Genomic DNA, 24,168 nt, shown 5'->3' with positions numbered 1-24,168 from the left:
GCCGTCGGGTAGCCCGTAGTTCTACTACGGGTCAAATCCGAACCTTCCGTGATGGTTAGAGCTTCCCCCGTGGTAGAACCACGGGCTACCACAACCGCGACATTCCCGAATCGCGATGTGACGACGGTCACGACAGATCGTATTTATCCGCCAAGGCCAGCAATTGCGAGCGCAATGGTTCCTCACACATCGCCGCCTGTTCGCGTAATTTCTTGACCGTCTCGGACTCATTTTTTGTAGGTTTTTCCGCAGGCTGCGGCGCAGGCGTAGTGCTGACTTGACGCGTCGGACGCACCCTAATTTCCAACTGCGTGACCACAGGCGTAGCATGACCTTGAAAATACGTTATAATGCGCCCTTGTGCGGTTTTTATCCGCTGCCCAATCGCAGCCGATGAAACCTTAATAATTAACGACGGTGCGCTAACCGCAATCACCTCACAGTGGGGCACAAGCTCGCTCAACGACTGTTCCGCGAAACAGTCGCGCATTAGCTGTTGCCAGCGCTGGTGTTGCTCGGTAAAGTCAGCAAATTGCTGCAAGCGTTGGCTGCCTAGCAGCTGATCAAGTTGTTTTGGGCGCTTACGCGGCATCGTCTTATCTTTATTTGCAAGCAACGAGAGGTTGCATGAGTTTAACAGTCTTCTACAGAGGCACCAAAGTGAAATTTGGTGTGCGTCTAAGCCGCCGTCGTCTGCTCTCGCTAGCAGGCGTTGCGAGCCTAGCGCTGATGGCGCTGCTCCAACCTTGGCAGAATTGGAGTGGCTTGAGCAGCGAAGACGTGCGCAGCCGCATCAGTGCTGAGCAACTCGCATTAGCCGCGCAGTCTGAAGTGGTTCAGCAAATAAAAGCCGACACCGAAAAGAAACTGGCCGCAATGACCATGCAAATGGGCGAAATGCGTGCCAAGTTACGACGTCTTGATGTGATCGGCGAACGTCTTGCGGCGACCGCCGAAATCGACATGACCGATCTTAACGACGACAGCCAACAAAGGCTTGCCATGGGTGGTCCTGAAGCATCGATTTTAGATGCCCCAAGTATTCCCGCTGCCGACGTTATGACCGATCTCGAGCGCCTCATCGGCGAGCTCGAAGACAAACAAAATCAGTTAACCACCCTTGAATCTGTGCTGATGCGGCATCATATCTCTGCAGAGAGTTTTGTCGCAGGACGTCCAGTTGAAGGTGGCTGGCTGAGCTCGCATTATGGCGTGCGCAAAGACCCGTTTAACGGCACACCTACGATGCACAATGGCATCGATTTCGCGAATTTAGCTGAAGATGCTGGTGTTTACGCCACCGGTGCAGGCGTCGTGACCTGGTCTGGCGAGCGTTACGGTTACGGCAAACTAGTCGAAATTGACCATGGTGGCGGCTTGAAAACCCGTTATGGTCATTGCGCCGAACTCCTCGTCAAAGAAGGCGACGTGGTCACCCGCGGGCAAGAAATCGCTAAATTAGGCAGTACTGGGCGTTCAACTGGCCCGCACGTGCATTATGAAGTGTTGCGCAATGAGCGCCACATTGACCCGAGTAATTATGTTTATCGTGAGGCGCGCTAAGCGCCCGCAGTCATTTTAACCACAGGATCATAGAATCACATGTTAGGTAGTCTATTCCGCAAAGTGTTTGGTAGTCGCAACGACCGTATTCTCAAGGGACTACAAAAGAAGGTCGCGGCCATCAACGCCCTCGAGCCAGAATTTGAAGCCCTCAGCGATAGCGAACTCAAACAAAAAACCGCTGAATTCAAAAAACGCCTCGCCGACGGTCAAAGCCTTGATGACATCTTAGTTGAAGCCTTCGCCACCGTACGTGAAGCGAGTAAGCGGGTGTTTAACATGCGCCACTTCGACGTGCAGTTGGTGGGCGGTATGATCCTGAACGACAACCGCATCGCCGAGATGCGTACCGGTGAAGGTAAAACCCTCACCGCGACCTTGTCCGCTTATTTGAATGCGTTGACTGGCAATGGCGTGCATATCGTGACCGTGAACGACTACCTTGCGCGTCGTGATGCCGAAACCAACCGTCCACTGTTTGAATTCCTTGATATGACCGTGGCGTTTAATATTCCGGGCATGTCGCACCAAGACAAGCAGGCCGCTTATGCTGCCGACATCACTTACGGCACCAACAACGAATTTGGTTTTGACTACCTGCGCGACAACATGGCGTTCTCACCCAAAGAACGTGTGCAGAAAAAGCTGAACTACGCGATTGTGGATGAGGTCGACTCGATTTTGATCGACGAGGCGCGTACGCCGTTGATTATCTCGGGTGCCGCCGAAGACAGCTCTGAGCTGTACATGAAAATGAATGAAATCGTGCCGTTGTTAACCCGCGCCGATGAAGAAGACACCGAAGAAAAGCGTGGCGAAGGCGACTTCACCATTGATGAAAAAGCGAAACAGCTGCATTTGACCGAAAACGGCCAAGAGCACGTTGAAGCGATTCTGAAAGAACGTGGTATGCTCGGCGAAGAGGAGTCACTGTACTCGGCATCAAACATCGCCTTGCTGCACCATGTGAACGCGGCTTTGCGTGCGCATCACTTGTTCACCAAAGACGTCGACTACATTGTTAAAGACGATCAAATCGTCATCGTCGACGAGCATACTGGCCGTACCATGGAAGGTCGTCGTTGGTCAGAAGGCTTACACCAAGCGATGGAAGCCAAAGAAGGCGTCAACATTCAGAACGAAAACCAAACCTTAGCGTCGATTACCTTCCAGAATTACTTCCGTTTGTACAACAAACTGGCGGGCATGACCGGTACTGCCGACACCGAGGCGTTTGAGTTTCAGTCGATTTATGGCTTGGAAACCGTGGTGATCCCAACCAACCGGCCGATGATCCGTGACGACCGTCCGGACTTGATTTACATCACTGCCGAAGAAAAGTATGAAGCGATTGTGGCGGACATCGAAGAGTGTCGTGCCAAGAAGCAACCCGTGCTGGTCGGTACGATTTCTATCGAAAGCTCAGAGTTACTGTCGAATTTCTTGAAGAAGAAAAAAATCCCGCACAATGTTTTGAACGCGAAGTTCCACGCCAAAGAGGCTGACATTGTCGCGCAAGCCGGCTTACCTGGTGCGGTAACCATCGCGACCAACATGGCCGGTCGTGGTACCGATATCGTCTTGGGTGGTAACTTGCAGTCCGAGATCGCGGGCATGCAAGACCCAACCCCAGAACACATCGAAAAAGTGAAGCAAGAGTGGCAGAAGCGCCACGATGCGGTGGTCGAAGCTGGCGGTTTGCATATTATTGGTACGGAGCGTCATGAATCACGCCGTATTGATAACCAGTTGCGCGGTCGTTCTGGTCGTCAGGGTGACCCAGGTTCGTCACGTTTTTACTTGTCACTGGAAGACAGCTTGATGCGTATTTTCGCCTCTGAGCGTATGGCTGGCCTGATGAAGCGCCTGGGCATGCAGCGTGGTGAAGCGATCGAGCATCCGTGGGTGACCCGTGCGATCGAGAATGCCCAACGTAAAGTTGAAGGGCGTAACTTCGACGTACGTAAAGCTTTGCTTGAATACGATGACGTCGCCAACGACCAACGTAAAGTGGTGTATGAGCAACGTAATGAGCTGCTCGACGAAGGCGATATTTCAGAGACCATCAAGGTGATTCGCGCTGACGTGATGGAGCAAGTGATCAGCGAATACATTCCGCCGCAATCACTGGAAGAAATGTGGAACGTCGAAGGCCTTGAAGAGCGCTTGCGTTCGGACTTTGATCTGCCGTTGCCCATTCAGCAATGGTTGGATGAAGACGATAAGCTGCACGAAGAGATTTTACGCGAGAAGATTGTCGAAGCGCTTGAGAAAGCCTACGAAGCGAAAGAGCAGCAAGTGGGTGTTGAAGTGCTACGCCAGTTTGAAAAAGCGATCATGTTGCAAAGCTTGGATCGTCACTGGAAAGAGCACCTGGCGGCGATGGACCACTTGCGTCAGGGGATTAACTTGCGTAGCTATGCGCAGAAGAACCCGAAGCAAGAGTACAAGCGCGAAGCCTTCGAATTGTTTGCGGATATGCTTGAAGCCTTGAAACTCGACGTGGTGACGGTGCTGAGTAAAGTTCGAGTGCGCGCCGAAGAAGACGTTGAAGCGGTTGAGCAGAAACGTCGTGAGCAAGCAGAACGCTTGGCACAACGTCAGCAGTTCCAGCACGAAAGTGCCAGCACCAGCGGTGCCGGTGAGGCTGCAGCCAGTGGTCCAGCGGCGGGCGCTGCCGCAGCGGCTGGTGCACGGGTTGGCCGTAATGAACCATGCCCTTGTGGTTCAGGGAAAAAATACAAGCATTGCCATGGCAAGCTCTGATCCCGTTCATGTCGCCGTCGGCGTGATTGAAAACGCCGACGGTGACATCTTCATTAGTAAGCGTCACAAAGACCTACATCAAGGCGACAAGTGGGAATTCCCCGGTGGTAAAGTCGAAGCTGACGAAACCGTCTATGATGCGTTAGTGCGTGAATTACGTGAAGAATGCAGCATTGTGGTGCAATCGGCCTCACCACTGACGGTGATTCACCACAATTACGGCGATAAACGCGTCGTATTGGACGTGTGGCGGGTTATTTCGTTTACCGGCGACATCGCCCAGCGCGAAGGCCAAGAATGGCGCTGGGTGCCCATCTACGCCCTGCAAGCCTACCAATTCCCCGAAGCCAACGAAGCCATCATCGACCTGCTGGTCGAGTAGCCCGAGGTTCTACCACGGGTCAAACCCGAACATTACGCAAGGGTTATAGCTACCCCGTAGTAGAACTACGGGCTACCACGGGTTTAACCCGAACGGTGCGGTGGTTGTAGCCCGTGGTTCTACCACGGGTCAAACCCGAACATTACGCAACGGTTATAGCTACCCCGTAGTAGAACTACGGGCTACCACGGGTTTAACCCGAACATTGTGCGGTGGGTGTAGTTTCCCCCGTGGTAGAACCACGGGCTACGACGAGGTCGGAGTCACCGAATGAAGCATGACGGTTAAGGACAGAGCGCGATTTCGAATTCGACGTCGTTGGCGAACGAGGCTTTGCCTTGTTGTGGGCAGGTGCTCAAGAAGCGGATGCTGAAGCGTTGTTTATGGCCGCTGATGACAGGGTAGGCAGGCACATCAGCTGGCACGCGAATGCGCAGCAAGCTTAACGGCTCGGTGCTCTCTTGCAACAAACCACCTTCCGCAACCACCCATTCAAACTGCGATTGCCCGCGAAGTAGTTCGAGCTCCAGCTCCATGCCTTCAAACAGCACTTTAAACTCACGCCACCAGCGCTCACAGTCAGCGTCACGGTGCTCCTGCGACTGATGCAGCCAGTAGTGCAACTGCGGCACATCAAAATTACAGGTGCCACCGGGCATACCAAAACGCTGTCGGGTAACACTGAGCAACCGATCTTGCTTCAGGTGGCTACCAATGCGGGTCATTGGCTGAATTGCTTGAATCGCCCCTTGCACACGCTCGGCGAGGGCTTGCACTTGGGCTTGGTTAACGTCGGGATGTTGCGCCCATACTTGTAACTGCGCACGACGCCGATCGAGGTCTTTTTGCACATCGGTACGCACATCACTGCGCTCACACAGCTCTAAAATTGCGAACAGCGCATCAAAATAGCGACCATAGTTACTCGCATCCACCGCCGCCGAAGGCTTCAGCAATTGCTTCAAATGCTCCAGACGCAAGTACGTACGCACCCGTTCATGGAGCGGGTACTCATAGTCAATCGTGTACGCACTTTCGGCGTTGGTCATAGGTGTTGCGTTGGTCATTGGCTCTATCATAGCTGCTTCTGACTCGGTTGCAACGCCCTGAAACAAGTCTGACTGGTAGCTCATCCTAACTCTTCGACGGTTGGTCGTTGGTCTCGGCATCGTGGGCTAAACGCAAATACTGCGCGTGTAGCTTTGCCACTTGCGGTGCGAGTAAGATCTTATCGCCATCATTGTTAATGATATCGTCAGCCGCTGCAAGTCGTTGTTCGCGGGTCGCCTGTGCTTGCATGATTTGGTCAACCTGGCTGGCACTGACGCTGTCGCGCTGTGCCGTACGTTGGCGTTGGGTGGCTTCCGTCACGTCCACCACCAGCACCCGATCACAATAGCGTGTGAGGTTGTTCTCGACCAACAACGGCGCCGACAGAATCACATAGGGCGAGCTGGCGTTTTGCAATGCTGCCAGCAGTTGTTCGCGAATCAGCGGATGGGTAAGGGCATTGAGCCAGTCCTTTTCTTCCGGCTGTTGGAAAATTTTTTCCCGCAGCCAAGCGCGGTTCAGTGAGCCGTCGACCTGCAAAGCCTCTGTACCGTAGCGCTCGGTTACTGCCGCAAGGGCAGGTGTGCCTTGATCAAGAATGTGACGGGCAATCACGTCAGCGTCAACCACCTCAATGCCATGAGCGGCAAAGAGATTCGTGACCGTCGTTTTACCTGAGCCGATACCACCGGTAACACCGAGCACCCACATTAGATACGCACCAAGCCCCAGTACCAAGTCAGCAGCTGTTCGCCCCAGATCATGGCAATCACTCCGCCACAGATCAAAAACGGCCCAAACGGAATCGGTTGCCCTTGCTCTTTACGCTTCACCACCTGCAGGGTAATACCAATCACCGCACCGCTAAAGGCGGCCGCGAGCACAATCACCGGCAGCATTTGGTAGCCCGCCCAAGCGCCAAAGGCGGCGAGCAGTTTAAAGTCACCATAGCCCATGCCTTCTTTGCCGGTGAGCAACTTGAACACCCAATAAATTGACCACAGCGACAAATACCCAGCAATGGCGCCCATCACCGCATCTTGCAGCAACACCGGACCACCGAGCCAAGCGACAAAGAGCCCCAGCCATAAGGTAAAGTAGGTGAGCTGATCAGGCAGCAGCATATGGTCATAGTCAATAAAGAACATGACGATCAGCAAGGCGGCAAAAATCATGTAAAACAGTGTCGGCCAACCGGCACCGAAGAACCAAGCGAGACTCGCGAAGGTGACGCCAGTGAGGATTTCAATGGCCGGATAGCGCAGCGAAATCGGCGCTTTACAGTGACGACACTTGGCCCGCAGCACCAACCAGCTAACAACCGGAATATTGTCATACCACTTGATCGGATGCTTGCACTTGGGGCAGTGCGAGCCCGGTGTTGAGATGTTGAAGGTCTCTTGCTGTGGCTCAGGTTGCTCGTTGACCGCCGCGCATTCACGCTGCCATTGGCGCTGCATCATCACCGGCAAACGGCCAATCACCACATTGAGAAAGCTGCCAACCACCAAGCCAAGAATCAAACCAAAGGCCAAAGTAATCCCGCTGTACGCTGGGTAAAACGAGTACAGTTCTGCAAATTGTTCTGGCATTAACCCACCACTGCGCCGAGATTGAAGATCGGTAGGTACATGGCGACAATCAAGCCACCAACCAGCACACCAATGACCACCATGATCATGGGCTCCAACAGCGCGGTCAGGTTGTCAACGAGGTCGTCGACTTCACGTTCGTAAACGTCGGCTACTTTGGCGAGCATGTCATCGAGTGAACCGGATTCTTCACCAATGTAGACCATTTGGTTGGCCATGGTGGGGAACACATCGGCGTTAACCATTGCGGTGTGCATTTGCATCCCCGAGGTGACGTCACTTTGCACACGGAAAATCGCATCGCGGTAGACCGAGTTACCTGAGGCGCCGGCAGCGGATTCTAAAGCATTAATCAGCGGTACACCGGCAGCGAAAGTGGTTGACAGCGTTCGCGCAAAACGTGCCACGGCAGCTTTGTGCAAAATCATACCGACGACGGGGATTTTCAACGAGTAGGCTTGTACCTTGTCGCGGAATTTCTCGCTTTTCACCATGGCGCGGCCGAACAAGAACGCACCAATAATAAAACCAACGACAATATAGAGTGCATAGGCTTGCACGACTTCTGAGAGGTTGACCACAAACTGGGTCATGGCTGGTAGTTCGGCGCCGAAGTCATTAAACACGCTTTCAAACTGCGGCACCACGTACACCAATAAGATCATGGTCACGATAATCGCTACCACGATAACCGCAGCAGGGTAGACCAAGGCTTTTTTGATCTTTGCTTTTAGCGCTTCAGATTTTTCGCGGTAGGTGGCAATACGATCGTAAATCGCTTCAAGAGAACCGGACTGTTCGCCGGAATCCACTAAGTCGCAGTACAAGGGGTCAAACACTTCAGGGTGCTTGCGTAACGATGCGGCTAACGGTGAACCGCCGCCGACGTCATCGGCAATGGTTAACATGAGATTACGCACCCGTACATGGTCGGTCCCTTTGGCGACCATTTCCAGGCCTTGCAACAAGGGCACACCGGCCTCAAGCATGGTGGCAATTTGGCGGGTAAACAGCGCGATATCGGCGCCTTTAATTTTCTTATTGCCAAACAGCGGCTTGGCTTTCTTTTTGACGGAGCGCGGATTAATGCCTTGGTCACGAAGTTTGGCGCGGACTTCTTTTTCATTGTCGCCGCGCATAATGCCTTTGACTTTCTGGCCACGGCGGTTCAGGCCTTGCCATTGAAACTCACTGAAGTCTTCTATTTTTGATTTTTTTGCTGCAGTAGCCATAGAGCCAAGCCTTAGTTGTTAGTGACGCGGTTCGCCTCCGCCAAGCTAATGGTGCCATCGGCGACTTTACGTAGTGCTGACTGTCGTAATGAATTATAGCCTTCTTTACGCGCTTGGCGGCCAATTTGCAACGAACCTGCATCAGACATAATAAGTTCTTGAATGGCTTCTGTCACGGGCATAACTTCGTATACCCCTGTACGACCTTTAAAGCCGCCCGTGCATTGGTCACAGCCGACCGCCTTTTGCAGGTTTAAATGGGGGAGTTGCTCTTCAGTGAAGCCTTGGCGTAGTAGCTCTTCTTTAGGGATGTCTTCCGGTTCTTTGCATTCGTTGCACAGGCGACGAGCCAAGCGCTGCGCGATAATCAAGGTAATTGAGCTGGCAATGTTGTACGACGGCACGCCCATGTTCATCAAACGGGTTAAGGTTTCGGCCGCTGAATTGGTGTGCAGGGTCGAGAGCACCAAGTGACCGGTTTGTGCCGCTTTAATGGCAATTTCTGCGGTTTCGAGGTCACGGATCTCACCGACCATGACAATGTCGGGGTCTTGCCGCAAAAACGAGCGCAACGCATCAGCAAAGGTCAGCCCAGCTTTAACGTTAATTTGCACTTGGTTAATACCATGCAGGTTAATCTCGACCGGGTCTTCGGCGGTGGAGATATTCACCTCATTGGTATTCAGAATATTCAAACCAGTGTACAAGGAGACGGTTTTACCCGATCCTGTGGGACCCGTCACCAGAATCATGCCTTGCGGACGTTTTAGTGCGTCTTCATAAAGCTTTTGTTGTTCGGGTTCATAACCCAAGGATTCAATGCCCATCATCGCCGCGGCAGAATCGAGAATCCGCAGTACAATTTTCTCGCCATACATCGTCGGCAAGGTACTCACCCGGAAATCAATGGCTTTGTTTTTCGACAAGCGCAGCTTAATCCGGCCATCTTGCGGCAAGCGGCGCTCGGCAATATCGAGCTGCGACATCACTTTTAAACGCGCGGCAATACGTGCCGAGAGCGCAAACGGCGGGCGGGCAATTTCATGTAACACGCCGTCAATACGAAAACGAATGCGGTATTCACCCTCGTAAGGTTCAAAGTGCAAATCCGATGCGCCGCGCTTAATAGCGTCAAGTAGCATTTTGTTAATGTAGATGACGATCGGCGCATCGTTTTTGCCATCAACATTAACCGCACCTTGTTCTTCGCGGATCTCGCCGTCGGCATCGATTTCGCGCAGCTCTTGTTCGTCTTGCTCGGTGACACCGAGCATTGAGCTTTCGTTTTCCAGTAACTTATCAATAAGCTTTTGAAGCTTGTCTTCTTCAACCAACACAGCTTCGGCTTGCAAGCGCGTGCGGAACTGGAACTCGTCAAGCGTTTCAATGCGGGTCGGGTCTGACACTGCGATGTACAGCACATTGCCGCGCTGGTACAAGGGCACCGCGTGGTTTTTGCGAATTAAACGTTCATTGATAAATTGTGGAGGAATTTGGTCGGCATTAAAGCTATCAAGATCCAACCAAGGGGAGTTGGATTCGTTATAGCAAAACGCGGCCAAGTCGCTCGGGGGAATGAGTTTGCGTTCCAGTAGAACAGTAGTAAAGGGCAGTTTCGTTTCCCATGCGTACTCGCTACAACTTTTCAGTTGCGCTTCAGGAATCCGTCTGTCACGCAGCAACAGCGCCGCAAGGGAATGGTGTAGCATCGAATTATGGTCAGTACGTCCAAAAACAAAAAATGCGAGCGAAAGAAGTTAGCTTCTTTCGCTCCACTCAATCATATTTTTTTAGGTTAACTTATTAGCTACCGCAGCACCGGTGGCTGCAACACAACCATCTACACGGCTATCAGTGCCATCTGTTCCATAATCTGAGCATTGAAGTACCCAATTGATGGTTGAACCGCCCCCATCAGCGGGAACGAGGTTTACGGTGATATTAGTACCACTTGTATCAACAGCATCTAACTGAGCGGTGATGGTTCCATCTGTTACTGAAGCTGAATTTAACCCGTTAATTGCATCAGCATCAGTCAAAGCAGCTGGAATTTTAGTAGCTGTAGTACTGCTTGTGCTCGAGCATCCTGTGACGGTACCATTTTCTTGGTAACACATGGACACGGCAGTTTTCAAAGATGCTAAAGCAGTAATACCAGTACTAGCCTTAGCACGCTGCGTATAATCCGAGTAAAGTGGAATGGCGACGGCCGCCAAGATGCCGATGATCGCAACAACGATCATCAATTCGATTAAGGTAAAACCTTTTTGAATTTGCGCTTTCATGTCAAATCTCCCGAAAGTAACGTAAGTAGTTCCATTATTATTGTTGTAGGGTGTGGCAATCCTTTGTTGGTTGTCACACCAACACAACAATTACTCTGCACTAGCCGAAAGACTGTGGTTGCGCTTGCGACCGTGTGTAAAGCCGAAAAGCCACGCCATCCACCAGACTTTAGCCTGCATCCCCGCTATCCGCCAGCATCTTTACAGTGATAAAGTTGTATAGCTGTAAAAGACTCTGGGTTGGACCGGAGGTTTTGCGTCACCACCTCTCGGTGGCTTTGCCTTTTTAAGCACTGCCTGGCACTCCCCAAACGCAGCATAGACCACGCCTGCGGTTTGCGCACTGCAAATTAAACATAGCAGATGTAAGGGTTTCGTCAATACTTACGCTTCTGAAATACGCAAGGAAAGGTCAATCGCTTGAATATGTTTCGTTAAGGCTCCAGAAGAAATGTAATCAATTCCTGTAGTTACAAGTTTTTCCAAATGTTCTAAAGTAATATTACCAGACACTTCTAAACGCACATTTTTTGACCTTGATTTAACAGCGGTATGAATATCCTCATAGCTAAAGTTGTCTAACATGATGATATCCGCCCCCGCAGCGAGCGCTTCTTCGTACTCGCCAAGGTTCTCGACTTCAACTTCGACCGGCTTGTCTGCATGCAAGGTACGTGCGGCGCTGACGGCTGCGGCAATCGAACCGCAGGCCATAATGTGGTTCTCTTTGATCAGATACGCGTCATACAGCCCCACGCGATGATTGCTGCCGCCGCCGCACACCACTGCGTACTTTAATGCGGTGCGTAAACCGGGAATGGTTTTGCGGGTATCCAAGAGTTTGGTTGCGGAGCCGTCGAGCACAGCAACGTAGCGCGCAGTGGTGGTGGCGACGCCCGATAAGGTCTGCAGAAAGTTTAATGCAGTGCGCTCGCCGGTGAGCATGGCACGGGCAGGGCCGCGCAACTCGCATAATAGGCTATCGGCTGTAACGTGATCGCCATCGCGCACATGCCATTCCAAGCTAACCTCGCTACCGAGCACTTTAAACACCTCATTGACCCAGTCGACGCCGCAGATCACGGCATCTTCGCGGGTAATGATGTGGCCATAGGCTTGTTGCTCGGCGGGAATCAACTGCGCAGTGATGTCTAAATCACCACTCAAACCATTCAAGTCTTCTTCGAGGGCGCGGCTGACCATGTGCTTACGGTCGGCAATAAGCATGGCGGGTTGTACGCGAGTGTCCATTGCGGTTGCTCTTGGTTAGTGGTCCAATGTTCTGTGTATTGTAATGGCTGGCGTTGGGGGTGACAATGTTGCGAAGGCATTTCTGCATCGGTTAACCATAGTATAAAGAGGAATGGCGCGTGGATATCACCGCAGGCAAGCTTAACGAAGCTACCCAAAAGTTGTCGCCGCATCATGATGAGCGGCCTGATCCGCAGGACATTAGTGTACTGGTTGTGCATGGCATTAGCTTACCCGCAGGGGAGTTTGGTCAACCGTATATTGATCAACTATTTATGGGGACGCTTGATACGAAGGCGCATCCGACCTTTGATGTGCTGGCGGGGCTGCGGGTGTCGGCCCATTGCGTGATTCATCGCAATGGCCGAATTGTGCAGTACGTGCCGTTTGATAAACGGGCCTGGCATGCAGGTGTCTCGCACTATTGCGGACGGCGGCGCTGTAATGACTTTGCCATCGGCATTGAACTTGAGGGAACGGATACCGACCCCTACACTAAAGAACAGTATCAACAACTTGCGCGGCTTGCTGCAGCGGCGGTGCGTGAGTACCCCGCGTTGACGCCACAGCGTATTGTTGGGCATCAACATATTGCGCCGGTGCGCAAAACTGATCCGGGTCCAGCCTTTGACTGGGACCATTTTCGTTCGCTGTTAGCACAGGAACTTTGAGGACACATTCATGCAATTATTGGCGATTTTGTTGGCCTACTCGTTAGAACGTTCGGTGACTTTGAGTCGCAACTTGCATTGGCGACGCATTGTGTTGCGTTGGCAACAATGGCAAACCAAACAAACGCAAATGGGTGGCGACAGCCAAGAGAAGATTAGCCAGTGGCGACAGCACTTGCTCGGTGAAGTGGTATGGGCGGTATTGCCGGCCTTGATCATTAGTTTTGTGGTGGCATTGCTGGATTCGTTTTTGCTGTCGTTTGTGGTGGGTGTGCTGGCATTGTTGGCGACCATGCAATGTGGCGCGGCGCGACAGGCTTATAAAGCTTATCTGGCGGCGGCCCATGAGGGCGATACGGGTGCGTGTGCGGAACAGCTGCGGCAATTGCGGCTTGCGGCTGGGCGACATGAGGCGGCACCCGTGCACGAGTTGTTGCTGTGGATTCACTTGCGCTTTTATTTTGCCACGCTGCTTTATTATGTGCTGTTTGGCGTGTTTGGGGCACTGGTGTACGCCACGTTACGGGACATGAAGCATCCGCGGAATAAGGCGTGGACGCAGTTGCAGTTGGTGTTGCATTGGTTGCCGACGCGACTGATGAGCTTTGGCTTTTTGATGGTGGGCAATTTTGGCAAGGCGCTGCCGGTGTGGCTGAGTTCGGTGGGCAATACGCCGCAGAATAACTTTGTGGCGCTGGCGAAGGTGGCTGACGCGGCGGAAGATTTGGCACCGAAACATGAGGATGATGTGACGTCAACTGCTCTGACCACTGTCGCGCTGCTGAAGCGTAACTTGTTGTTCTTTATTGTTTTGTTAGCGATTTTGACGATCGCAGGCTGGCTTTAGTTAAGAAAAGCCAAGAAAAGTTTGGGTTGTGCCGTCATTTGGTCTAAAATGCCCGCATTGCTTTTGGTAAGACCAATGACCCAGTAGCCCGTGATTCTACCACGGGGGGTGGCGAATTGAACGGGCATGGTCGAAACGTGTGGCGTGACCCGTGGTAGAACCACGGGCTACGAACAGCGAAGCGCACGAACAGCGAACGTAGTGAGCGTACGAATAACGAATGACGAATTTTGACCGCATACAACCGACAAAACTGTCTGACGTGATCATGCAACGCATTGAAGCAATGATCGTCGACGGTACTCTCGAAGCTGGCGCGCGCTTGCCGTCGGAGCGGGATCTTGCGCATCAATTTTCAGTGTCGCGGCCAAGCCTGCGCGAAGCCATTCAAAAACTTGAAGCGCGCGGTTTACTTGAGCGACGTCAAGGCGGTGGCACTTACGTCTGCGATAACATGCAGAAGCGCGTGGCGGAACCGCTCCTCGAACTGCTCACACAGCACCCTGAATCGCAGTTCGATCTGCTTGAGTTTCGTCACGCGCTCGAAGGTATCTCGTCGTATTATGCGGCGATGCGCGGCACGCCAAATGATTTAGAGCGCATCGAGCAGGCCTTTGCCGACATCAAACAAGAGCCCGGCACGGAGCTCGCCGCACAAGCGCAAGCGCTCACCGAGTTTAACCTGCGTATCTGCGAAGCATCGCATAATGTGATCCTCTTACACTTAGTGCGCAGTATGCAGCCACTGTTGCAGAAAAATATTCAACAAAACTTGCAGGACCTCGCACATAAGCCGGGCGTCATGCAGGAACTTCATGAACATCGGCAGCACATTGTGACTGCCATTAAAGCTGGCGACCCTGAGCAGGCACGCGAAACGTGCCATCAGCTGCTAGCCTATATTGAACACGCGTTATTGGCCTCGAACCGTGAACAGTCGCGGATTCAGCGGTCATTACGTCGAACGCAAACTGGGTAAGGATAAAGTATGACTGACCATTTGAAAGACGATCTTGATCCACAGGAAACACGCGAGTGGCTCGACGCCCTCGAAGTCGTGTTGGAAGAAGATGGCCCTGAGCGTGGCCATTACCTGTTGGAGTCACTGATTGAGAAAGCCCGCCGCAGCGGCGCTTACCTGCCCTATGCCGCTACCACGGCGTACTTGAACACCATTCCAGCCAGCCAAGAACCGACCATGCCAGGCGACCAGAGCATGGAAGCACGTGTACGTGCTGCGATTCGTTGGAACGCATTGGCGATGGTCTTGCGCGCTTCGAAGAAAGAGCTCGAGTTAGGCGGTCATATTTCCAGCTTTGCGTCGTCAGCGATGCTGTACGACATTGGCTTTAACCACTTCTTCCGCGCACCGACCGATCAAGACGGCGGTGACTTCTTGTTTATTCAAGGTCACGCCTCACCGGGTATCTACGCGCGCGCTTATTTAGAAGGCCGCATTAGCGAAGAGCAGCTCGACAACTTCCGTCAAGAAGTCGATGGCAAGGGCATCAGCTCGTACCCGCACCCGAAATTGATGCCTGATTTTTGGCAGTTCCCAACGGTATCGATGGGCTTAGGTCCGATCCAAGCGATTTACCAAGCGCGGTACCTGAAATATTTGACGGACCGCGGCATTAAAGATTGCTCGAACCAGCGCGTGTATGCGTTCTTGGGCGACGGCGAGGTGGATGAGCCAGAAACATTGGGCGCGATTAGCCTTGCGACCCGTGAAGGCCTGGACAACCTGACTTTTATCGTCAACTGTAACTTGCAGCGTTTGGATGGCCCGGTCCGTGGTAACGGCAAAATCATTCAAGAACTGGAAGGCACCTTCCGCGGCGCTGGCTGGGAAGTGATCAAAGTGATTTGGGGCCGCTACTGGGATCCGTTGCTGTATCGCGACACCGAAGGCAAGTTGGCGCAAATCATGCAAGACAGCGTGGATGGTGAATACCAGAACTACAAAGCCAAAGGCGGCGCGTACACGCGTGAACACTTCTTCGGCAAAACTGAAGAAACCAAAGAGATGGTGGCGAACTTGTCAGATGAAGACATCTGGCGTTTGAACCGTGGTGGTCACGATCCAGTGAAAGTTTACGCGGCGTACCATAAAGCAGTGAACACTAAAGGTCGCCCACAAGTGATTTTGGCGAAGACCGTGAAAGGTTACGGCATGGGCGCGGCTGGTGAAGGTAAAAACATTGCCCACCAGGTGAAGAAGATGGACATGGAAGCGATCAAACATTTCCGTGACCGCTTCAATATTCCGGTGAAAGACGACCAGCTTGAAGATATTCCGTTCTACAAGTTCCCGGACGACAGCCCAGAAATGAAATACATGCGCGAGCGTCGTGAAGCCCTTGGTGGTTACATGCCGAAGCGTCGCGCAAACACCGACGTTGAGCTAGAAATGCCTGCGTTGAAAGCCTTCGATGCCGTGTTGAAAGGTTCAGGAGATCGTCAGATCTCGACCACCATGGCCTTTGTACGGGTGCTGACGGCGTTGCTGAAAGACAAGAAAATCGGCCAGCGCATCGTGCCGATTATTCCGGATGAGGCACGTACCTTTGGTATGGAAGGCTTATTCCGCCAAGTGGGCATTTACTCCAGCCAAGGCCAGAAATATGAGCCGCAAGATGCGGATCAAGTGGCCTACTATCGCGAAGACAAGAAAGGTCAGGTACTGCAAGAAGGTATCAACGAGCTTGGCGCTATGGCGTCATGGGTTGCCGCAGCGACCAGCTACTCGACCAACAACGAACCGATGATTCCGTTCTACATCTATTACTCCATGTTTGGTTTCCAACGTGTGGGTGATTTGGTGTGGGCCGCTGGCGATAGCCAAGCGCGCGGTTTCTTAGTCGGTGGTACCGCTGGCCGCACGACCCTGAACGGTGAAGGTTTGCAGCACCAAGACGGCAGCAGCCACTTGTTGTTCAACACCGTACCGAACTGTGTGACCTATGACCCAACGTTCGGTTATGAAGTGGCGGTCATTGTGCAAGATGGCTTGCGCCGCATGTATGGCGAGCAAGAGAACGTGTTCTATTACCTCACGGTAATGAACGAGAACTACCAGCAGCCAGAAATGCCTGAAGGTGTCGAAGAGGGCATCATCAAAGGTCTGTACGAGCTCGAGACGCATAAAGCGAAGAGTGCGAAGGGCGAAGTTCAGCTGCTGGGTTCAGGTACGATTTTGCAGCAAGTTCGTGCTGCGGCTGAGATGTTGGCAGACAAGTACGGGATTACCTCGAAAGTCTACAGTGCAACCTCGTTTAACGAGTTGGCACGTGATGGCTTGGACGTTGACCGTTACAACATGCTGAATCCAACCAAGAAAGAGCAAGTTGCCTACGTGACCAAGTTACTTGAGAAGGCCAAAGGCCCGACGGTGGCGGCAACGGATTACATGAAGCAGTACGCGGATCAGATTCGTGCGTGGGTACCTACGCCGTATCGTGTGCTTGGTACGGACGGCTTCGGTCGTTCAGACAGCCGCGAAAACTTGCGTCGTCATTTCGAAGTAAGTGCAGACTACATTGTGGTCGCGGCGCTTGCGGAGTTGGCGAAAGCGGGCGATGTCGACAAGAAAGTGGTGGCGCAAGCCATCAAAGACTTCGGCATTGATGCTGACAAAATCAATCCACTTTACGCATAAACCACGGGAGCGCAGACGACTATGGCAGATTTAAAAGAAGTACTCGCCCCCGATGTCGGCGGCGACGAAGTCGAAGTCATCGAAATTCTGGTGAGCAAAGGCGACAGCGTTGAAGCCGAAGATGGTTTGATCACTGTTGAAAGCGACAAAGCTTCAATGGACATCCCGGCACCGTTCGGCGGCACCGTGGGCGAAATCAAAGTTAGCGTTGGCGACAAAATCAGCGAAGGCGACCTCATCGCCATGCTCGAAGCCGCCGACGACGCTGACTCCGACTCCGACTCCGATGACTCGTCGGACGACGATGTAGCCCGTGGTTCTACCACGGGGGAAACCTCCACCGACACCGATGGTGATTCCGACGCCGACTCTGACCACGATGCCGACGCCGACACCGGTGGTGAAACCAAAACCATCGAAGTCAAAGTCCCAGACATCGGTGAAGACGGCGAAGTCGACGTTATCGAAGTGCTCGTCAACGAAGGCGACAGCATCGAAAAAGAAGATGGCTTGATTACTCTCGAAACCGACAAAGCCACCATGGACGTACCGTCGCCAGAAGCCGGCACCGTCAAGTCCGTGGAAGTCAACGTCGGCGACAAAGTTAGCGAAGGCTCACTCGTCATCACGTTGGAAGTCACCTCATCGGCGGACGCCGACGTACCCCGTGGTTCTACCACGGGGGGATCATCCACCGACACCGATGTACCCCGTGGCTCTACCACGGGCAAATCTGATGACAACGCCGATGCCCAATCCGACGAAGGCCGCGTCACCGCCTCCGGCGAACGCAAAGCCCCACCAGTCCCCGATCACCCGCTGGACAAAAAGGGCAAAGCCGAAGGCCTCGCTTACGCGTCACCAGCGGTACGTCGCCTGGCCCGTGAATTCGGCGTCGACCTGAACCAAGTCAAAGGTTCAGGCCGCAAAGAGCGCATCTTGAAAGAAGACGTGCAAGAGTACGTGAAATACGAACTTTCACGTCCGAAAGCAACAGCTTCAGCCGGCACTGCACAAGGCGCGGGTGGCTTACAAGTCATCGCACCGCCGAAAGTCGATTTCAGCAAATTTGGCGAGATCGAAGAAGTGCCAATGACGCGCATCCAGAAAATTTCTGGCCCGAACTTGCATCGCAACTGGGTAACCATCCCACACGTGACGCAGTTCGATGAAGCGGATATCACTGAACTCGAGAAATTCCGTAAGCAAGAGAACGAGCTACAAGCGAAGAAAAAAGACGGCGTGAAGATCACCCCATTGGTGTTCATCATGAAGGCTGTCGCCAAAGCGCTGCAAGAATACCCAGTGTTCAATTCGTCACTGCACGAAGACGGCGAGCACCTGATCATGAAGAAATACATTCATATCGGTATCGCAGTGGACACCCCTGGGGGCTTGGTTGTGCCAGTCATTCGTGATGTTGATAAAAAAGGCATTTACGAATTGTCAGAAGAGTTGGTCGACGTAAGCACCCGTGCGCGTGACGGCAAACTCAAAGCGCAAGACATGCAGGGCGGTTGTTTCTCAATCTCTAGTCTTGGTGGCATCGGCGGTACGGCATTTACGCCAATCGTTAACGCCCCTGACGTTGCTATTCTCGGTGTTTCAAAAAGTGAAATGAAACCGAAATGGAATGGCAAAGATTTTGAGCCACGCTTAATGCTGCCGACCAGCCTGTCTTACGACCATCGTGTCATTGACGGTGCGGTGGCTGCGCGCTTTAGTGTGTATCTGTGCAACGTGTTGTCAGATATTCGCAAGCTGGTTCTATAAATTAAACAAATCGCGCTGGGGCTGTTATAATCCGCCCCGCGCGAAAGTTAACCGAATTCAACGAAATTCTACGAAAGTAAGAGGTCGTCATGAGCAAAGAAATGAATGCCCAAGTGGTCGTACTCGGTGCAGGCCCTGGTGGTTACTCAGCAGCCTTCCGTGCCGCTGACTTAGGTTTGGAAACCGTATTGGTTGAACGTTACAGCACCCTTGGCGGTGTTTGTTTGAACGTTGGCTGTATCCCATCAAAAGCCTTGTTGCACCTTGCCAAGCACATTGAAGATGCGAAGCACATGGCTGACGAAGGCGTCGCTTTTGGCGAGCCAAAAATCGACCTCGATAAAATTCGTAAGCACAAAGAAAAAGTTATCGGCCAATTGACCGGTGGTCTTGGTCAGATGTCGAAAATGCGCAAAGTGAAAGTCGTTACTGGTAACGGCGAATTCGCCAGCGACAAGCAGCTGAAAGTAAAAGACAGCGACGGCAACGAAACTGTGATCAACTTTGAGCACGCCATCATCGCGGCTGGCTCACAGTCGATCAAACTGCCGTTCGTACCGCATGACGACGAGCGCGTATGGGACTCAACTGCGGCACTTGAACTGCGTTTTGTACCTGACCGCATGTTGATTTTGGGCGGCGGCATCATCGGCCTTGAAATGGGTTGTGTGTACAGCGCACTTGGTTCGAAGATCGACGTTGTGGAAATGACCGACCAGTTGATTCCACCTGCCGACAAAGACATCATCAAGCCGTTCATGAAGAGCATCAAAGGCAAGTTCGACAACGTCATGTTGAACACCAAGGCCGCGAAAGTTGAAGCGAAGAAAGACGGTATTTATGTGACTTTCGAAGGTGACAACGCACCTGACAAGCCAGTTAAATATGACGCAGTGTTGGTAGCCGTAGGCCGTGCTCCGAACGGTGGCAAGGTTGGCGCAGACAAAGCGGGCGTGAACGTTTCTGACCGCGGCTTCATTGAAGTTGACAAGCAAATGCGCACCAACGTGAAGAACATCTTCGCTATCGGTGACTTGGTTGGCCAACCAATGCTAGCGCACAAAGCGGTACACGAAGGCCACGTTGCTGCTGAAGTGATTGCCGGTAAGAAGCATTACTTCGATCCGAAAGTGATTCCTTCGATTGCCTACACTGATCCAGAAGTTGCATGGGCAGGTTTGACCGAGAAAGAAGCCAAAGAACAAGGCATCGAGTACGAAGCAGCTGTGTTCCCATGGTCAGCTTCAGGCCGCGCGATCGCGCAAGGCGCAACCGACGGCATGACCAAGTTGTTGTTCGACAAGAACAACCGCATCATCGGTGGTGCAATGGTCGGCTCAAACGCTGGCGAATTGCTCGGTGAAGTCTGCTTGGCCATCGAAATGGGTTGTGACGCTGAAGACATCGCTTTGACCATTCATGCGCACCCAACCCTACACGAATCGGTAGGCTTGGCCGCTGAAGTGTTCGAAGGCTCGATCACCGACCTCCCGAACAAGAAAGCGAAGAAAAAATAACCAATCCCACGTTGGTTAAACGAACACCGCGACGCTCCGGCCTCGCGGTGTTTTTGTATGCGCAGTAGCCCGTAGTTCTACTACGGGTTCAATCTGACGTTTTGACAATGGCTGTTTAAATAGAGTCCCCCGTGGTAGAACCACGGGCTACTTGAACATTAATTCGTCGGCGGCTTTGGCGAGAAAGTCCGAGCGATCTTTGTATTCAGGGTGCACTTTCACGAAGGAGTCAACGCGCGCCAATAAGGCTTCCGACATGGTAATGTTGATGCGCTTTTGTCGTTGCCGTAAGTGCTCCACTGACACCTCGAGAGCAAGCCATTCATCACACTCCGGGTTATTAAGCCTATAATCACGTAAATCTGGCTCCAACTGAGAGAGTAGATGTCCGTTGTTTAGGGCTTCTTCCACCATCGTCATGATTGCTTGTTTGGCCCGAGGCAAAATTTCGGTACGGCTATCAGCGGCAGAAACACAGAGTAAACCGATCTTTTCAAAAGCCGGCACGACAATCCCCCATGCTTCGCTTTCTTTCTTTGGCGGTTCAATCCCAACTAAAAATAACATATTGCCTACTCCTAATGAGGTTTGTACTCAATGCCAGCGGCACGAAAAATGGCTCTAACTGTGCCGATCGGTAAATCCTTGTTCGGATGAGGAACGGTAAATTTCATACCTGTCGTGGATGAAAACCAGACTTGGTGATCGCCCTTGCCATGCCTAATGAATCGACATCCGTTGCGTTTCAATAGTTTTATTAACTCTCGTGAATGCATTCTAGTCCCTTAGTTGTAATTTGTACACATGGGTGTGTATTAAAGGTAATGCTTGTAGCCCGTAGTTTACTACGGGTCCAATCTGACGTTTCGACAATGGCTGTTGAATTCGACACTCCCCGTGGTAGAACCACGGGCTACGCATTTCCACCATGGTTGTTGTGTTGGCGTTCCCCCGTGGTAGAACCACGGGGTACCCATCATTCCAGTTGTACAACTCCGGCGCATCCCGTAAGGTAAAGAGGTACTTCGCCGAAAGACTTTTTAACAAAAGAAAGGAGCGAGTTATGGCAAACGAAGGTTATCATGAGCCCTACGAACTGTTGTCGGACGAAACCCGCGACATGCATCGTGCCATCATTTCCCTCATGGAAGAGCTGGAAGCCGTGGATTGGTACAACCAACGCATTGACGTCTGCAAAGACGATGAGCTGCGCAAAATTTTGATTCACAATCGTGATGAAGAAAAAGAACATGCGGCGATGACGTTGGAGTGGATCCGCCGGCGTGATAAAAAGTTTGACGAAGAATTGAAAGAATACCTATTCACCGAAGACGTGATAGGCCACTAAAACCCGTTACTCGTTATTCGTGCGCTGCGCTGTTCGTCCGCTCGCTGCGCTCACTGTTCGTTATTGAATAGTGCGAAGCACGGACGAAAAGTAAGGCGTAGCCGAACGCACGAATAACGAATAACGCTTTTTGTTTTTTAAGAGGAAGTTATGCGTAAAGTTAGTACTTTAGCACTAAGTGTCGCCTTGGCACTTGGCGTAGCGGCGTGTTCGCCACAACAATCTACAGAATCAACAGCCACCGAACAACAAGCTGACGTGCAACAGCAACAACTGACGTCTGGCCTCGATTTACAAGACTTCAACACCAGCGTGCGTCCGCAAGATGACCTGTTCACCTATGTGAATGGCGGTTGGGTCGAGAAAACCGAGATCCCAGCGGACCGTTCACGCATCGGTTCATTTAACGAGCTGCGTGACGAAAACCAAGAGCGCTTGCGCAAGATCATTGAAACTGCCGCAGAAGCGTCACCTGAACCAGGCTCAAACGCCGATAAAATCGGTGATTTCTATAACAGTTTCATGGACGTTGAACGCCTGAACAGCCTCGGTTATGAACCGATTGCTGCAGACCTTGAAGCCATTGCAAACTTACAAAACCACGACCAAGTTGCAGCGCACTTCGCGCAAATGGCGCGCTTCGGTATCAGCTCGCCGTTCGGCTTCTATGTTTATGCCGATGCGAAGAATCCTGACGTCAACACCATGTACATGAGCCAGTCAGGCCTTGGTCTTCCGGATCGTGATTACTATCTGAAAGACGAAGAAAAGTTTGTCGAAATTCGTGAAGCTTACAAGTCGTATATCAAAGACGTCTTAGGCTTGGTTGACTATGCGCAAGCAGAAGCTGCGGCTGACGCCGTGCTGGAACTTGAAACAAAACTCGCTGAAGTGCAGTGGAGTCGTGTTGAGAGCCGTAACGCCGACAAAACTTACAACAAGAAAACCATGGATGAAGTCAAAGAACTTATGGGCGACTTCAATCTAGGTGCTTACACAGAAGCTGCGGGTATTGCGACGGTGCAAGATGCTGTTGTGCGTCAACCTTCGTACTTCGAAAGCTTTGGCGACATGTTCAAAGACGTGCCGTTGGAAACTTGGCAGCACTATTTGAGCCTGCGCTTGGTGAATGGTTTCGCCAATGCCTTGAGCGAAGACATCAGCGATCGCCGCTTTGCGTTCTACGGCAAAGTACTCAACGGTACGCCAGAGCAACAGCCACGTTGGAAGCGCGGTGTGGATGCGACTGATGGCGCACTCGGTGAAGTGCTAGGCCAGCTTTATGTTGCCGAATACTTCCCACCGGAAGCTAAGCAACGGATGGAAACCTTGGTCGACAACTTGATCAAAGCTTACGGCGAATCGATCAAAGAACTGGACTGGATGAGCGAAGAAACCAAGCAAAAAGCCTTGGAAAAACTAAGCAAATTCACTCCATACATTGGTTATCCAAGCGAGTGGCGTGACTACTCGGCGTTGGTGGTGACGGCAGACGACTTGGTTGGCAACTACAAGCGTTCATCTGAGTTCGATTATCAAGAGAACATCAGCAAAATCGGCGAGCCCGTCAAAGAAGAAGATTGGGGCATGACGCCACAAACCGTCAACGCTTATTACAGCCCAGTGCGTAATGAAATCGTGTTCCCGGCTGGTATCTTGCAACCACCGTTCTTTGACCTAAAAGCCGAAGACGCAGTCAACTATGGCGGCATCGGTGCAGTCATCGGTCACGAAATCGGTCATGGCTTTGATGACCAAGGGTCAAAATACGATGGCGACGGCAACTTGCAAAGCTGGTGGACTGACGGTGACCGCGAAGCGTTCGACGAGCGTGGCGCAATGTTGGCCGCTCAGTACGACAGCTACGAGCCAATTGAAGGTGTGTTCGTGAACGGTAAACTGACCCTTGGCGAAAACATTGGTGATTTAGCTGGTTTAACGATTGCCTATAAAGCTTATAAAGACTCGTTGAATGGCGAACCTTCGCCGGTACTTGATGGTTACACGGGCGAACAACGCGTATTCTTGGGTTGGGCACAAGTGTGGCAGACCAAGCAACGTGACGAATACACGCGTAATCAAGTCTTGAGCGATCCGCATTCGCCTGCGTACTACCGCGTGAACGGTACCGTCGTCAACGTTCCGGCGTTCTACGAAGCCTTTGACGTGAAGCCTGGTGACGAGATGTACATACCACCAGAAGAACGCGTGACTATCTGGTAAGAAATGGGTT

The 24,168-nt window shown here is 52.2% G+C and carries 21 protein-coding genes and 1 riboswitch; of the genes, 11 read left to right on the top strand and 10 right to left on the bottom strand.

Annotated features, from left to right (window positions below; all coding sequences use genetic code 11):
* Positions 1–127: 127 nt before the first annotated feature.
* Entirely contained in the window at positions 128–592 is a 465-nt protein-coding gene (locus NV375_RS06675; RefSeq protein WP_258807409.1) for a DUF721 domain-containing protein, read from the bottom strand.
* A 35-nt stretch (positions 593–627) separates the two neighbouring features.
* Here NV375_RS06675 and NV375_RS06670 point away from each other — a divergent pair, with 35 nt between their 5' ends.
* The 3 genes from NV375_RS06670 to mutT are packed head-to-tail and all read left to right on the top strand — an operon-like array spanning position 628 to position 4,711.
* Complete coding sequence (locus tag NV375_RS06670; RefSeq protein WP_258807408.1) at positions 628–1,563, top strand: M23 family metallopeptidase; 936 nt, start codon at positions 628–630, stop codon at positions 1,561–1,563.
* A gap of 39 nt (positions 1,564–1,602) precedes the next feature.
* Positions 1,603–4,329 (top strand): preprotein translocase subunit SecA, encoded by a 2,727-nt coding sequence (gene secA / locus NV375_RS06665; protein WP_258807407.1) that lies wholly within the window; start codon positions 1,603–1,605, stop codon positions 4,327–4,329.
* A complete protein-coding gene (gene mutT / locus NV375_RS06660) occupies positions 4,316–4,711 on the top strand; it encodes an 8-oxo-dGTP diphosphatase MutT (RefSeq protein WP_258807406.1) in 396 nt (131 codons plus the stop codon). The genes secA and mutT overlap by 14 nt, the downstream gene beginning before the upstream one ends.
* A 284-nt stretch (positions 4,712–4,995) precedes the next feature.
* Here the strand turns inward: mutT and zapD are convergent, their stop codons facing one another.
* The 7 genes from zapD to nadC all read right to left on the bottom strand — a co-directional run bounded on the left by zapD (position 4,996) and on the right by nadC (position 12,121).
* Complete coding sequence (gene zapD / locus NV375_RS06655) at positions 4,996–5,844, bottom strand: cell division protein ZapD (RefSeq protein ID WP_258807405.1); 849 nt, start codon at positions 5,842–5,844, stop codon at positions 4,996–4,998.
* A gap of 1 nt (position 5,845) precedes the next feature.
* Positions 5,846–6,472 (bottom strand): dephospho-CoA kinase, encoded by a 627-nt coding sequence (gene coaE / locus NV375_RS06650; RefSeq protein WP_258807404.1) that lies wholly within the window; start codon positions 6,470–6,472, stop codon positions 5,846–5,848.
* Entirely contained in the window at positions 6,472–7,353 is an 882-nt protein-coding gene (locus tag NV375_RS06645; protein ID WP_258807403.1) for an A24 family peptidase, read from the bottom strand. The genes coaE and NV375_RS06645 overlap by 1 nt, the downstream gene beginning before the upstream one ends.
* Entirely contained in the window at positions 7,353–8,585 is a 1,233-nt protein-coding gene (locus tag NV375_RS06640) for a type II secretion system F family protein (RefSeq protein WP_258807402.1), read from the bottom strand. Before NV375_RS06640 ends, NV375_RS06645 begins: the two co-directional genes overlap by 1 nt.
* Before the next feature lie 11 nt (positions 8,586–8,596).
* The gene (pilB, locus tag NV375_RS06635; RefSeq protein WP_258807401.1) at positions 8,597–10,294 is read right to left on the bottom strand and encodes a type IV-A pilus assembly ATPase PilB; all 1,698 of its coding nucleotides are present in this window, start codon (positions 10,292–10,294) and stop codon (positions 8,597–8,599) included.
* An 81-nt stretch (positions 10,295–10,375) separates the two neighbouring features.
* A complete protein-coding gene (locus NV375_RS06630; protein WP_258807400.1) occupies positions 10,376–10,870 on the bottom strand; it encodes a prepilin-type N-terminal cleavage/methylation domain-containing protein in 495 nt (164 codons plus the stop codon).
* Positions 10,871–11,042: 172 nt separating this feature from the next.
* Positions 11,043–11,163: riboswitch (cyclic di-GMP riboswitch) on the bottom strand.
* Between the two features lie 91 nt (positions 11,164–11,254).
* Positions 11,255–12,121 (bottom strand): carboxylating nicotinate-nucleotide diphosphorylase, encoded by an 867-nt coding sequence (gene nadC / locus NV375_RS06625; protein ID WP_405035605.1) that lies wholly within the window; start codon positions 12,119–12,121, stop codon positions 11,255–11,257.
* A gap of 119 nt (positions 12,122–12,240) precedes the next feature.
* Here nadC and ampD point away from each other — a divergent pair, with 119 nt between their 5' ends.
* The 6 genes from ampD (at position 12,241) to lpdA (ending at position 20,587) form a co-directional block, all read left to right on the top strand.
* Entirely contained in the window at positions 12,241–12,792 is a 552-nt protein-coding gene (gene ampD / locus NV375_RS06620; protein WP_126771567.1) for a 1,6-anhydro-N-acetylmuramyl-L-alanine amidase AmpD, read from the top strand.
* Between the two features lie 10 nt (positions 12,793–12,802).
* Positions 12,803–13,639, top strand: coding sequence for a regulatory signaling modulator protein AmpE (ampE, locus tag NV375_RS06615; protein ID WP_258807399.1), 837 nt, complete (start codon positions 12,803–12,805; stop codon positions 13,637–13,639).
* A 220-nt stretch (positions 13,640–13,859) separates the two neighbouring features.
* A complete protein-coding gene (pdhR, locus tag NV375_RS06610; protein WP_258807398.1) occupies positions 13,860–14,618 on the top strand; it encodes a pyruvate dehydrogenase complex transcriptional repressor PdhR in 759 nt (252 codons plus the stop codon).
* Between the two features lie 9 nt (positions 14,619–14,627).
* Positions 14,628–17,297, top strand: coding sequence for a pyruvate dehydrogenase (acetyl-transferring), homodimeric type (gene aceE, locus NV375_RS06605; RefSeq protein WP_258807397.1), 2,670 nt, complete (start codon positions 14,628–14,630; stop codon positions 17,295–17,297).
* A 21-nt stretch (positions 17,298–17,318) separates the two neighbouring features.
* A complete protein-coding gene (gene aceF, locus NV375_RS06600; RefSeq protein ID WP_258807396.1) occupies positions 17,319–19,070 on the top strand; it encodes a dihydrolipoyllysine-residue acetyltransferase in 1,752 nt (583 codons plus the stop codon).
* Positions 19,071–19,159: 89 nt separating this feature from the next.
* Positions 19,160–20,587: a dihydrolipoyl dehydrogenase gene (gene lpdA / locus NV375_RS06595; RefSeq protein WP_258807395.1), complete on the top strand. Its 1,428-nt coding sequence runs from the start codon at positions 19,160–19,162 to the stop codon at positions 20,585–20,587.
* Between the two features lie 147 nt (positions 20,588–20,734).
* Here the strand turns inward: lpdA and NV375_RS06590 are convergent, their stop codons facing one another.
* Complete coding sequence (locus NV375_RS06590; RefSeq protein ID WP_258807394.1) at positions 20,735–21,154, bottom strand: type II toxin-antitoxin system HicB family antitoxin; 420 nt, start codon at positions 21,152–21,154, stop codon at positions 20,735–20,737.
* A gap of 11 nt (positions 21,155–21,165) precedes the next feature.
* Positions 21,166–21,363, bottom strand: coding sequence for a type II toxin-antitoxin system HicA family toxin (locus tag NV375_RS06585; protein WP_258239885.1), 198 nt, complete (start codon positions 21,361–21,363; stop codon positions 21,166–21,168).
* A gap of 287 nt (positions 21,364–21,650) precedes the next feature.
* Here NV375_RS06585 and NV375_RS06580 point away from each other — a divergent pair, with 287 nt between their 5' ends.
* Positions 21,651–21,935, top strand: coding sequence for an encapsulin-associated ferritin-like protein (locus NV375_RS06580; RefSeq protein ID WP_126771560.1), 285 nt, complete (start codon positions 21,651–21,653; stop codon positions 21,933–21,935).
* A 150-nt stretch (positions 21,936–22,085) separates the two neighbouring features.
* Positions 22,086–24,158: a M13 family metallopeptidase gene (locus NV375_RS06575; protein WP_258807393.1), complete on the top strand. Its 2,073-nt coding sequence runs from the start codon at positions 22,086–22,088 to the stop codon at positions 24,156–24,158.
* Positions 24,159–24,168 lie beyond the last annotated feature (10 nt).

It is taken from the genome of Pseudidiomarina sp. CB1, from assembly GCF_024752025.1.
Classification (GTDB): Bacteria; Pseudomonadota; Gammaproteobacteria; order Enterobacterales; family Alteromonadaceae; genus Pseudidiomarina.
The sequence above is the reverse complement of the archived record's forward strand: the minus strand, read 5'-3'. Positions and strand labels throughout refer to the sequence as shown.

What these genes read in the sequence shown, in the direction of transcription:
- NV375_RS06675 (WP_258807409.1), bottom strand. Translation starts at nt 592, where the DNA reads ATGCCGCGTAAGCGCCCAAAACAACTTGATCAGCTGCTAGGCAGCCAA.
- NV375_RS06670 (WP_258807408.1), top strand. Translation starts at nt 628, where the DNA reads ATGAGTTTAACAGTCTTCTACAGAGGCACCAAAGTGAAATTTGGTGTG.
- secA (WP_258807407.1), top strand. Translation starts at nt 1,603, where the DNA reads ATGTTAGGTAGTCTATTCCGCAAAGTGTTTGGTAGTCGCAACGACCGT.
- mutT (WP_258807406.1), top strand. Translation starts at nt 4,316, where the DNA reads ATGGCAAGCTCTGATCCCGTTCATGTCGCCGTCGGCGTGATTGAAAAC.
- zapD (WP_258807405.1), bottom strand. Translation starts at nt 5,844, where the DNA reads ATGAGCTACCAGTCAGACTTGTTTCAGGGCGTTGCAACCGAGTCAGAA.
- coaE (WP_258807404.1), bottom strand. Translation starts at nt 6,472, where the DNA reads ATGTGGGTGCTCGGTGTTACCGGTGGTATCGGCTCAGGTAAAACGACG.
- NV375_RS06645 (WP_258807403.1), bottom strand. Translation starts at nt 7,353, where the DNA reads ATGCCAGAACAATTTGCAGAACTGTACTCGTTTTACCCAGCGTACAGC.
- NV375_RS06640 (WP_258807402.1), bottom strand. Translation starts at nt 8,585, where the DNA reads ATGGCTACTGCAGCAAAAAAATCAAAAATAGAAGACTTCAGTGAGTTT.
- pilB (WP_258807401.1), bottom strand. Translation starts at nt 10,294, where the DNA reads ATGCTACACCATTCCCTTGCGGCGCTGTTGCTGCGTGACAGACGGATT.
- NV375_RS06630 (WP_258807400.1), bottom strand. Translation starts at nt 10,870, where the DNA reads ATGAAAGCGCAAATTCAAAAAGGTTTTACCTTAATCGAATTGATGATC.
- nadC (WP_405035605.1), bottom strand. Translation starts at nt 12,121, where the DNA reads ATGGACACTCGCGTACAACCCGCCATGCTTATTGCCGACCGTAAGCAC.
- ampE (WP_258807399.1), top strand. Translation starts at nt 12,803, where the DNA reads ATGCAATTATTGGCGATTTTGTTGGCCTACTCGTTAGAACGTTCGGTG.
- pdhR (WP_258807398.1), top strand. Translation starts at nt 13,860, where the DNA reads ATGACGAATTTTGACCGCATACAACCGACAAAACTGTCTGACGTGATC.
- aceE (WP_258807397.1), top strand. Translation starts at nt 14,628, where the DNA reads ATGACTGACCATTTGAAAGACGATCTTGATCCACAGGAAACACGCGAG.
- aceF (WP_258807396.1), top strand. Translation starts at nt 17,319, where the DNA reads ATGGCAGATTTAAAAGAAGTACTCGCCCCCGATGTCGGCGGCGACGAA.
- lpdA (WP_258807395.1), top strand. Translation starts at nt 19,160, where the DNA reads ATGAGCAAAGAAATGAATGCCCAAGTGGTCGTACTCGGTGCAGGCCCT.
- NV375_RS06590 (WP_258807394.1), bottom strand. Translation starts at nt 21,154, where the DNA reads ATGTTATTTTTAGTTGGGATTGAACCGCCAAAGAAAGAAAGCGAAGCA.
- NV375_RS06585 (WP_258239885.1), bottom strand. Translation starts at nt 21,363, where the DNA reads ATGCATTCACGAGAGTTAATAAAACTATTGAAACGCAACGGATGTCGA.
- NV375_RS06580 (WP_126771560.1), top strand. Translation starts at nt 21,651, where the DNA reads ATGGCAAACGAAGGTTATCATGAGCCCTACGAACTGTTGTCGGACGAA.
- NV375_RS06575 (WP_258807393.1), top strand. Translation starts at nt 22,086, where the DNA reads ATGCGTAAAGTTAGTACTTTAGCACTAAGTGTCGCCTTGGCACTTGGC.